Origin of the sequence: Frankia sp. CpI1-P, assembly GCF_001421075.1 — a bacterium.
Classification (GTDB): Bacteria; Actinomycetota; Actinomycetes; order Frankiales; family Frankiaceae; genus Frankia; species Frankia torreyi.
This window is the reverse complement of record NZ_LJJX01000020.1, coordinates 108,451-118,921: the sequence shown is the minus strand read 5'-3', so window position 1 is coordinate 118,921 and position 10,471 is coordinate 108,451. Positions and strand designations below refer to the sequence as shown.

Here is a 10,471-nt window from a genome sequence, read left to right as displayed (position 1 = left end):
GACCCGGTCCACCAACCGGTCCTCGGGCTTCTCCTTCACCTGACCGCGTCTCGGCACCCCTCGAACCTACACGATCAGAACCTAAGTTCCTGGTATTGGGCGCTCGCCACACTCCACCATCACCTCCGCTCGATCCGACCCAGGCGGTGCCAAACCAGGATCTGGATGCCGGCGTGGGCAACTTGACAGAGGTGACATCGCATCCGGGTCCCAGCGCGGACTCTCCTGAAGCGTGAACGCGCTGGCGCCGTAGCGCGGGCCCAACCTTTCGGGGCCGGCGGGTCCTCTGTAGGAATGGAGCCGGTGGCGCCTTTGACCCCGCCGCAGGAACATGGCGCCCGTTCGGCTCCCGGGTTCTCGCGTCCGGACCGCCGCATGCCGGCATGGCGAGGCCCGGCATCCGTTCCCGCCTGGAGAGGTCTCGCCCATGGCAGCTGCCCACCCGGTCACCACCCCGCGTCCGCAGGAGCATCGAGTCCCGTCCACGGCCGCCGTTCCGGTCAGGCAGGTTCCGCCGCACCGGCCCGCTCGGCCCGCTCAGCCAGAACGGGCGGCTCGGCCAGAACGGCCAGAACGTCGCGGGCTCCGGCTGACGCGCCGGGTCGTCCGGTTCGTCGGCAGCGCCGTCGTCGCGGGAATCGCGGGCGCCTTCGCGGCCTATCCGGCCGGGTGCTTCTGGGAGTGGGTCGCGAATCTTCCTGGTTTGCCCATCTGACCAGTGCGTATGCCTGGCTCGGGCGCCGCGCCGGTGACCCGGGCCAGGCGTGGTTGGATGATCTGACTACGACGTCTCCGAATATTTCTTTCGACGCGGCCCAACCTTCTCCGCTCCGCGGTGCTCTGTGCAGGCAGTGGCACAACCGCGAAGCAGCGGGAACGGAGGCCCCAGCAGGATGACGACGACGCACGAACCCGGCGGCGACGCTTCGCCGNAGGCAGCCGGAGCGCCGCGGTGAGCGGCCTGCCCGAGCGATCTCGGGCCCTGTCCTTTCCGAGTGTGTGGCCGAGTGAGGTGGAGAAACTCTTCGACGACAACGCCGCCCGGCTTCGCGGGTATCTGCTCTCCGTCGGCTGCCCCGAACCCGACGTCGACGATGTCATCCAGGACAGCATCCTGATCGTGGCCCGCAGGTATGCGAGTCTCGACCGCCCGGAGATGGTCCGGACCTACTGGTACCGCATCGCCAGCCGCCTGGCGTGGAAGCTCCTGAAGGAGCGGCGCGACCGATCACTTCCCGGTGATCCGGCCGACTATCTTCAGGCACTCCCAGACCCGGTGGAAGGGGCGGTCGATCCGGACGGCCGGCAGGCCGCGCTCGCGCTCGTGCACCGCCTTCCACTGCGACAACGGCAGGTGCTCTGGCTGCGGGTCGTGGTGGGATTCAGCGAGGCCGAGACGGCGGAGGTGCTCCAGATCTCCGTCGGCACCGTGAAGTCGCAGTGCAGTGACGCCAAGAAGAACATGAAGAAGTTCGTGGAGAGCTCCGGGGAAACTCGGGAGGAGGGCACCATCTGATGGACGTCGAATCTCTGCTGAGGACCCTTGCCGACCCCGCAGAGCCGACCGGCGGGGATTCCGGGCGGACTTTCGCCGAGATCATGCAGGGTGCCGACGAGGACCCGCGGGAACGCCGCCGCATCCAGCGCCTCGCCGATCTCCTCGACGTCGAGGACGCCCTCTACGCCCAGGCACTCGAACATCTCGCGGCCGGCGACGACCATGCAGCCGAGCCACTGCTTCGCCTTGCCGCCGACGCCGGCGTCGGCGAGGCCGAGGACCACCTCGCCCGCCTCCTGGCGGACCGCGCTGCCGACGCTGTCACCGCCGAGGCCGGCTCCGACACCCCCCGACCCGGCGGTACAGGCGGTACAGGCGGTACAAGCGGGCAGTTCACCGCACCGGACCGGACCGAGCAGACCTCGGCCGCAGGCGGCCCGGACGATCTACTCCTCTCTGCCGGCCATCCGCGGCCAGAAAGGGAAGGCGCGCCGGAACTTCTGCCGGCATCCCGGTGGACGTCCTGGATCGAGGCGGCGCTGGCCNGACGGCTGGTCAACCCCGGCGGGGTGGAGCACTGTCCCGATGTCCGCGACGATCTCGGCCTGTGGTTCCGTTACTCTGCCGCGACGTTTCTTCCGGTCGATCTCCAAGGATTTTCTCTACTCCGGGTACGGGCATCCAGGGCACGCTCCTTCCGACCCCACGCGGACAGACCTTCCATGCACGTCGTTTGGGCGGAGGAGATGGCAGCCGTTGGGGCGGCATGTACGTTCGACTCCCGTTTTGTGCTGGTTCCGCCGGCCCGCGATCTCCAGCCGATCGATCAGCAGATCCGACGGATCGACCGCGTCAGTCGGCCCGCCGCGAGAACGGTCGCCGACGTCATGCGCAACGACGTCCCCGTTCCGGTGATCACCGCCGGAACGACCGTGCATGCGGCGCTGGAACGGATTTTCGCCGCCGAGGCCCACGTGGCCGCGGTGGAGGCGGGTTCCGAACTCGTCGGCGTCATCCGCCTGTCCGACCTCGCGCAGCGGCTCGCCGCCACGCAGGGCTCCCCGTCGATCGAGCGAATCACCGGCCTNATTCATCCGGCGGACTTCGTGCCTCCGGACGCCCCGCTCGACGCCGTCAGGCGCACCCTCGCCCGCGATCCTGGGGGAATCGTCGTCGTCCGCGGCCGGGATGGCCGCCGGCTCGGATACGTCACCGCCGAACTCCTGCTCACCAGCCCCGACCAGGACGACGGGCCCGCCAACCACACCCTCGACCAGCCGGGCACCGTCACGCCGATTCTTTTTCCGTCGCGTTCACTCCCGACGGGGATCGGTCGCCGCGCAACCGCCACGTGAGGCGGGCGTCAGCGCCTCATGGTCCGGTCGACACCGAGCCGCCCCCACCGACGACGCCCGTGCGTTCGGCGTAGCTGTTGCGGGCAGCAAGCAGGCTGGGCAGGTGTTCGTCGGCCCAGCGGCGGCCGGCCGCGATGAGGTCGAGAAGGCTACGGCCCAGCGACGTCAGCTCGTACTCGACCCGCGGGGGTACCTCCGCGTGGATGGTACGAGTGATCATGCCGTCGCGTTCGAGCGCCCGCAGGGTCTGGGTGAGCACCTTGGGGGTGGCGACGTGCATCGGCACGCGGAGCTCGGAGAATCGGCGGGGGCCCTGCTCCAGGCAGACGATGACCATGGCCGCCCATTTGTCGCCGATGCGGATCGGCATGGCGCCGCTGGGGCAGGCCGGGTGGAACATGTCCGGGCTCAGTGGTTCCATGCTCAGTGGTTCCATCGGTATCCTCGCGGTGTTCGACTATCTTTGCAGTAACCAGTGTTTCACGGGTTACCTTCGCGTCCGCGCCGCCCCGATCAGGCGGTGTCGGCGGCACACAGCCGGACGCGAGGAGATGAACAATGCAGGCCGTCCGCTTTCACGAGTATGGTCCACCCGAGGTCCTGCGGGTCGAGGAGATCGCCGATCCGCGGCCGGGTCCCGGCGAGATGCTCGTCCGGGTCACCGCCGCGGGGATCGGATTCGCTGACGTCCAGATCCGGGCCGGGCTGATGCGCGACGCACTGCCCGATCTGCCGCTGCCCTTCGCACCGGGGTTCGAGGTCGCGGGCACCGTTGTCGGCGTCGGCCATGGCGTCGACCCGGAGGCTGTCGGTCGCCACGTCGTCGGCGCGACGTCCCACGGTGGCTACGCGGAGCTCGCCGTGGTGCCCGCGGCCTCGGTGCTGCGGCGACCCGAGGCATTCGACGACCCGACGGCCCTCGCGCTGTTCGGGCAGGNCTCGACCGCGGTGGGTGTGGTGGCGGCGGCGGGCCTCGGCCCGGCGGACACGGTGCTGGTCGAGGCCGCGACGAGCGGTGTGGGCAGCCTGCTGGTGCAGTTGGCCGCCCGCGCGGGCGCACTGGTGATCGCCACCGCCCGGGGCGCACGGAAACTCGCGCTGGCCCGGGAGCTCGGCGCGGACGTCGCGATCGACCACGACACGCCGGACTGGCACCGGCGCGTCGGCGAGGCCGCGGACAGTGGCGTCTCGGTGGTGTTCGAATGCCTCGGCGGAGTGGCCTCGCGGGCGGCGTTCGACCTGTTGACGCCGGGGCACGGCCGGATGGTGATCTATGGGACGACCAGCGGGCAGCCACCGCGCCTCGACCCGCTCGCCGTGCACCACCGGGGGGTGTCGGTCATCGGCTTCGCCTCGCCTGCGCTGCCTGCGCACCGGCTCACCCAACTGCGGAAACAGGCGTTCACCCTGGGTGGCGGCGACGCGCTGCGGCCGATCATCGGCAGCGTTCTGCCGCTGTCGCAGGCGGCTGCCGCGCACCGGAACGCCGAGGATCGCACCACCGTCGGAAAGAGCATTCTCGTCCCCTGATAGCCCGCTCCTCGATATGCCCGACGGGAATCTGTCGGGCGGACGTTGGCGACGGTCGTCATGCGGCAGCGCGTTCGCCAGGCAACCCGGCTTTTCCGCGCATGTGCACAGCCGCGGCCCGCCGGCGGGACGACGATCCGTAGCCGCGCCCAAAAGTTGGCGAACCGCCGGACCGCCAGGTACGCCGGGGAGGTACCGTGCCGGCGGTCCCGGACCTCGCCCGGGCCGCCCATGACCCCGGTTCGTAGCTTGGAGCGCCTACCTCGTGACGCGTCGCAAGAATGGGACGGCGGCGACCGCCCCGACCGGCAGGCGCCTGCCCGGACCTGCCCTGATCGCGACGCTGACCGCCCTCGTCGGGCTCGTCGACGTCATCGGCGCGATCAGCCACCGGCCGACCCGGTGGACCTGGCTCGGCCGGCTGATCCCCGGGGTGGTGACGCAGGCCGCCACCGGCACCAGCGTGGGCGTAGGCCTGCTGCTCGTCGGTCTGGCCCACGGTCTGCGCCGGCGCAAGCGCCGGGCCTGGCGCGCGGCGGTGGCGCTGTCCGGCGCGGCCGTGCTGCTGGACCTCGCCCGCGGCCTCGCGGTGGTTCCCGCGGCCATCGACCTCGTCCCGTTCGCCGTCCTGGTCGCCGCCCGGCGCCACTTCCCGGCCGCCGGTGACCCACGGACCAGGTGGCGGGCCCTCGGCGCTCTCGCCGCGCTGGGAACCGCGGACCTGATCGTCGGGCTCTCCGTCATCCGGTTCCGCCACGGCGGCGGCGGCCTCGCGGCGCGGCTGGAGCACGTGCTGGCGGGCCTCGTCGGGGTGACCGGACCGGTTCGGTTCGGTCCGGGCGACGGCGACCTTGTCGCGGCGGTCCTGCTCGCCCTCGGCGCGCTCACCGTCGCCGTCCCCGGCTACCTCGCGTTACGCCCGGCCGCCCCGGTCGCCGCGCTGACCGTGGCCGACGAGACCGCGCTGCGGGCGCTGCTGGCCCGCCACGGCGGACGGGACTCGCTGGGCTACGTGGCGCTGCGCCGCGACCGCAGCGTGCTGTGGTCGCCGTCGGGGAAGGCAGCGATCAGCTACCGGGTCGTCGGCGGGGTCGCGCTGGCCGCCGGCGACCCGATCGGCGATCCGGAGGCGTGGCCCGGGGTGATCCGTCCGTTCCTCGACCTCGCCGCCGCCCACGCCTGGGTTCCGGCGGTGCTCGGCTGCGGGCCGGACGGCGGGCGCGCCTACCAGCGGGCGGGCCTGCGGGTGCTGGAGCTCGGCGACGAGGCGGTCGTGCGGACCGCGGCGTTCAGCCTGGACGGGCGGGCGATGCGTGGCGTGCGGCAGGCGGTGGCGCGGGTCGAGCGCGCCGGCTACACCGCCCGGATCGACCGGGCCACGGAGCTGAATCCGGCCGAGCGGGCGGCGCTGGCGGACCGGGCGGCGGCCTGGCGTTCCTGCGGCACCGAACGCGGCTTCTCCATGGCGCTGGGTCGCGTCGGCGCGCCCGAGGACGCCGACTGCGTGATCGTCCGGGCGTTCCAGGGCGGCCGGCTGCGCGGCCTGCTGACCTTCCTGCCCTGGGGGCCGGGCGGCCTGTCCCTGGACGCCGTGCGCCGCGACCGGACCGCCGCGAACGGGCTGACCGAGTTCATGGTCGTGGCCCTGCTGCGCGAGGCCGACCGGCTGGGCGTCACCCGGGTGTCGCTGACCTTCGCCCCCTTCCGCGCCGCCCTGGCCCACGGGGAACGGCTGGGCGCGACCCCCGCACTGCGGCTGTGGCGCGGGTTGCTGCTCGCGGCGTCCCGCAGGTTCCGGATCGAGTCGATCTACCGCTTCAACGCCAAGTTCGACCCTGACTGGCAGCCCCGCTACGGCTGCTACCCGACCACCCGCGACCTTCCCCGCGTCCTGTTCGCCGCCCTGCGCGCCGAGGCCCTGCTCCCCCGGCCCTCGTTCCCCGGACGCCGCCCGCACCTGCCCTCCCCGACAGCCGACGTCAGCAGCACCGACACCAGCAGCACCGACGTCAGCAGCACCACCGACGGGCGCGCCATCGACGGGCGCGAGGACCCCGGCGACGCGCGTGCCGCCGCGCCCGGCACCGCCCCGGGCGCGGGAGCGGAGACGGCCCAGCAGGCGCCGCAGGACTCGTCCGAACGGCCAGGATCCGAGCCCGCGGTGTCCGCGGGATCCGCGCGGGCGGAGTTGCCGGCGCGGTCCACCGGCCGCCGCCGGGAGGGAACTCACCCGACCGACGGTGGCCATTCCCGCGAGGGCCGACACAGCCAGGAGACCGATCAGGCCCACGATGGCGGCCATTCCCGTGACGGCGCCCGCCGCTCCCCACACCGGGCCACCCGACCGCGTTCCCCCCGACCGCGCCACGCCGAGGCCCCCGACCGTTCCCCCTTCAACACCTGACCGCGGTGGTCCGACTCGCCCAGGGGTCAGCTGCCGGTGGGGCGGCAGGGCTTCTGGTCGGCCGTCGAGACTTCGATGTTCGTCGCGGTCGCGGCGAGCGACAGACCCGTGGCGTCGGTCGAGGCGTTGGTGACGGTCAGCTTGAAGGGCAGGTCACCGACGGGAATCGGGATCTGCGGCACGTAGCTGCCGAGGTTGCCGAGCGGGAGCGTCAGGTTGAACAGTCCGCTCAGCGAGATCTCCGACGGCACCAGCGTGACCTTGTTGTCGTGGACGGCGAAGGTGGTCACGCCGCCGACCTGCTGGTCACCGAGCAGCGGGAGGTTCGCGGTCGCGGTGATCTCCAGGCGGCGCCCACCGTCGACCGGGGTGATGTGCACCCGGCCGGGCTGGGTGCGGAGGAAGGCGTTCAGGTCGGCGTACGTCATGTGGACCGCCGCCCTCATGTCGTCGATGCGGATGGTGCCGTCGCCGCCGGTGGCGAGCCTGAAGATCGGGACGTGGACGCCGCGGACGTGTGCGCTGATCCGCTCGATGCGGGGGCCGGTCGTGGGCAGGCCGGTCATGGTCATGCCGACGTCGGAGAATGATCCGGTCAGCACCTGGGTGAGGAACGGGAAGCCGCCGATGCTGACGTCGGAAACCGTCGGCGGGGGGGTGTCACACGGCAGGTCGGCCAGGGCGCCGCTGCGGATCTGGCTGGCCATCTCCCGTTTCGCGAACGCGACGGCGACTCGGTCGGCGACGAGGAACTGCGCGACGAGCGCCACCAGGACGATGAACACGATCCCGGCACGGCGACCGGGGCGCCAGCGCCGGGTGGTGCGGGTCCGACGGGTCGCGGTGACTCGCTCCGGCGAGTCCAACGAGTCCGACGGTTGCGCCGGCAGGTCCGGCGACTCGTCGTCGGCTGCCGTCGCGACGGCTGTGCCCGCGTCGGGATACNCGACGGTGTAACCACCGGTCCGTGACCATTTTTCGCTCCACGGCCTGTCCACCGCATCGTTTCCCTGNTCGGCGTCGACCTCGACCTCCCGTGACCTGGCGGTGTTCCTCAGGCTACCGTCACCGGTGCGCGCGGCGGCCGATTGACATCCTCCTCGGCGTGAACGCGGGGGATTCCAACATCTACCCGTCCGCCAGGAGAGGATGTGTGCAGTGTTGGGGTTCGCGGTTCGCAGGCCGCCTGTTGGCGTCGCCTCCCCGCGCAGTCACCCACGTGGTTGCCCACTGATGCCCCAGGACGCTGTTGCGTGCCGCGTTCACGTCCGCGTGCGCCTGCTGCCCGCAGCCCCGGCAGCGGCAGCGGCAGACGGCTTGACTCTCCCGCGCCGCCCGATCCCGGGTCCCGCAGGTGTTGCAGGTCTGCGACGTCCACGCAGGATTGATCTTCTCGACCCAGTCCTTACGCCGGTCGACCTCCCGGGCTTGCACCCGGGCGATCTGCCCGACCAACCGGGCCCGCCGCTTCGATCCCCGTCTGGCTCGGGCGAGGCGACGCTGCAACCGGACCAGTCGGGCCGCCTCACCGGGGCGCAGCCCGGGGCAGCGCAGCAACTCCCCGGTGCTCAACGCCGCCGACACCGCCACACCCCGGTCGACCCCGACGACCCCACCGGTCCCCGGGGCGCCAATCGGGTCGGGCACCGCGGCGAACGCGACATGCCAGCGACCCGCACGATCCCGCGTGATCCGGTAGGACCTGGCATCCGGAACGGTGCGGCTACGGCGAAACCTGACCCAGCCCACCTTGGGGATCCGCACCTGCGACCAGCGGCGGTTGACCTGCCGCACATCACCCGACCTGACCGCGACGATCCGGAACCCCTCACCCCGCCCGCGCCGACGCCACGTCGGCCGCCGATGCGAACCACCGAAAAAGTTCGCCCTCGCGGCGGCAAAATCCCGCAACGCCTGCTGCTACACGATCACACTCCCAGCAGCCAGCCAGTCACACGCGCCCCGCGCCGCGGTCAACTGCCGGTTCCACTCGGCGTAACCGGGAGCGGGGCCACACCGCGGGTTCCACCACGGCTGCTGCTCCACACACAGGTTCCACACGAACCGCGCATGCCCACAATGCACCAGAAGAGCCTCTTCCTGTGCCACGTCGGGATACAGCCGGAACCTCGACATCAACCGATCCCAACCCACCGGGACCGCGGAGAAGAAGGTCCTGAGATTCCCGGGCGACCCGCACCCCCACATCACCGAAACCATCAAAGAAGACGACTATTCNCCGAACAGGNAAATCATCCACCTGNNACAGGNNGCGTTCGCACNGCAGTTCACCTGATGGTGCATCGCCTATCCCTACCCCGCTCNGCGGGTGCGGGTGCGGGGAGCCGGATTCCTCCCCGGCCTGAAGGCCGGGGCATCCTCCGGAATTCTCGGTGACAGGTGGCGCAACCTTGCGGCTGGCGCTGGTGAGCGCGGCACCGACGTCGGCGCTGCGGGCCGCCCGATTCCCGGTCGACGAGGACCTCGACCCCGATGGCCGGCGCCGCGCCGCGCTCGCGGCCCAGGCCGTGGCGGGCGGCGTGCTGCCCGGCCGGGCGCGGGTGCTCACCGACGGTTCCGCCCGCGCCCGGCAGACCGCTCAGGCGCTAGCCCTTCCCGGCGCCGACCCGCCCGCGGACGTCGACGGGAGCGGGACCGTGCCCGCAGCGGGCATCGAAGCCGCGCTGCGGGACCTGGACGTGGGTGACTGGCGGGGCCGCGGGCTGGACGAGGTGCCCCTGGACAGCCTGCGGCGGTGGCATGAGGACCCGGCGATGACGCCGCCGGGCGGCGAGTCGCGGCTGGACCTGCTCGACCGGGTCGGTGGCTGGCTCGCGCGGTTGGGCGGCGAACCGGGGAATGTCACTGCGGGCAATGTCACTGCGGGAAATGTCATCACGGGCAATGTCATCACGGGCAATGTCATCGCGGTGACCCATCCGGCGGTGGTCCGCGCGGCGCTGCTCCTCGTGCTGCGCTGCCCGCCGGAGGTGTTCTGGCGCATCGACGTCGCCCCGCTGNCCGCCNCCCTGCTGCACCGTCGCGTCCCCGCCGAACCCGCCGCCGGCTGGACTCTCACCCAGGCCTGCCGTCCCCTCTGACCGTGCCCGGAGCGGCCCGCGCCGGCCGGGCGTGAGGACCGGTGGCGATCAGTGGGCGGCGGCGGGGAGGAAGGGGCGGTTACCGGTGTCGGCGGAGGCAATGGACGCGGGAGCCGGTGCCGCAGCGGGAGCGAACAGGCCGGCGCGGGCGAGCTGCGGCAGGACGCCCTCGCCGAACCAGTACAGCTCCTCCAGATGGGGATAGCCGGAGAAGACGAACTCGTCGATGCCCAGCGCGGCGTACTCGGCGATCCGTTCGGCCACCTCGGCGTGGCTGCCGACCAGCGCGGTGCCCGCGCCGCCGCGCACCAGCCCGACTCCGGCCCACAGGTTCGGGGCGATCTCCAGGGCACGCGGGTCGCGCCAGCTTCCGTCGGCGCGGTGGCGGGCGTGTAGGGCCAGCATCCGCGACTGGCCGATGGATTCGCTGCGGGCCAGGCTGGCCTGCGCGGCGGTGACGACGTCCTCGCCGAGGGCGTCGAGCAGGCGGCGGGCCTCCCGCCAGGCGTCCTCGGCACTGTCGCGGGTGATGACGTGCAGCCGGATGCCGAAGCGGAGGGTGCGGCCGCGCTCCGCGGCGAGN

General features: G+C 72.2%; 5 protein-coding genes and 6 pseudogenes. 7 read left to right on the top strand and 4 right to left on the bottom strand.

The window, feature by feature from the left end:
* Positions 1-952: 952 nt before the first annotated feature.
* The 3 genes and pseudogenes from FF86_RS15335 to FF86_RS49305 all read left to right on the top strand — a co-directional run.
* The gene (locus FF86_RS15335) at positions 953-1,516 is read left to right on the top strand and encodes an RNA polymerase sigma factor (RefSeq protein ID WP_044885914.1); all 564 of its coding nucleotides are present in this window, start codon (positions 953-955) and stop codon (positions 1,514-1,516) included.
* Positions 1,517-2,220: 704 nt separating this feature from the next.
* A pseudogene (locus FF86_RS64125) lies at positions 2,221-2,585 on the top strand (CBS domain-containing protein); the annotation flags it as partial.
* 1 nt (position 2,586) lies between these two features.
* Positions 2,587-2,853, top strand: a pseudogene (locus tag FF86_RS49305) (CBS domain-containing protein); the annotation flags it as partial.
* Between the two features lie 16 nt (positions 2,854-2,869).
* On the opposite strand, the gene FF86_RS15325 reads toward FF86_RS49305, so the two are convergent.
* On the bottom strand, positions 2,870-3,289 hold the full coding sequence (locus FF86_RS15325; protein WP_236705980.1) for a helix-turn-helix domain-containing protein: 420 nt from the start codon (positions 3,287-3,289) through the stop codon (positions 2,870-2,872).
* A gap of 122 nt (positions 3,290-3,411) precedes the next feature.
* Between FF86_RS15325 and FF86_RS66570 the strand changes: the two are divergent.
* The 3 genes and pseudogenes from FF86_RS66570 to FF86_RS15315 form a co-directional block, all read left to right on the top strand.
* A pseudogene (locus tag FF86_RS66570) lies at positions 3,412-3,790 on the top strand (alcohol dehydrogenase catalytic domain-containing protein); the annotation flags it as partial.
* Positions 3,791-3,801: 11 nt separating this feature from the next.
* Positions 3,802-4,383, top strand: coding sequence for a zinc-binding dehydrogenase (locus FF86_RS66565; protein WP_396229898.1), 582 nt, complete (start codon positions 3,802-3,804; stop codon positions 4,381-4,383).
* Positions 4,384-4,648: 265 nt separating this feature from the next.
* Positions 4,649-6,787 (top strand): phosphatidylglycerol lysyltransferase domain-containing protein, encoded by a 2,139-nt coding sequence (locus FF86_RS15315; protein ID WP_044885910.1) that lies wholly within the window; start codon positions 4,649-4,651, stop codon positions 6,785-6,787.
* A gap of 26 nt (positions 6,788-6,813) precedes the next feature.
* Here the strand turns inward: FF86_RS15315 and FF86_RS15310 are convergent, their stop codons facing one another.
* Positions 6,814-7,557 (bottom strand): DUF2993 domain-containing protein, encoded by a 744-nt coding sequence (locus tag FF86_RS15310; protein WP_255355808.1) that lies wholly within the window; start codon positions 7,555-7,557, stop codon positions 6,814-6,816.
* A gap of 358 nt (positions 7,558-7,915) precedes the next feature.
* Positions 7,916-8,923, bottom strand: a pseudogene (locus tag FF86_RS15305) (RNA-guided endonuclease InsQ/TnpB family protein).
* A 257-nt stretch (positions 8,924-9,180) separates the two neighbouring features.
* On the opposite strand from FF86_RS15305, the pseudogene FF86_RS15300 reads away from it, so the two are divergent.
* Positions 9,181-9,807, top strand: a pseudogene (locus FF86_RS15300) (histidine phosphatase family protein); the annotation flags it as partial.
* A 129-nt stretch (positions 9,808-9,936) separates the two neighbouring features.
* Here the strand turns inward: FF86_RS15300 and FF86_RS49300 are convergent.
* Positions 9,937-10,470 (bottom strand): annotated as a pseudogene (locus tag FF86_RS49300) (LLM class flavin-dependent oxidoreductase); the annotation flags it as partial.
* Position 10,471: the final 1 nt, after the last annotated feature.

Coding starts and splice junctions, on each gene's coding strand:
- FF86_RS15325 (WP_236705980.1), bottom strand. CDS start 3,289: ATGGAACCACTGAGCATGGAACCACTGAGCCCGGACATGTTCCACCCG.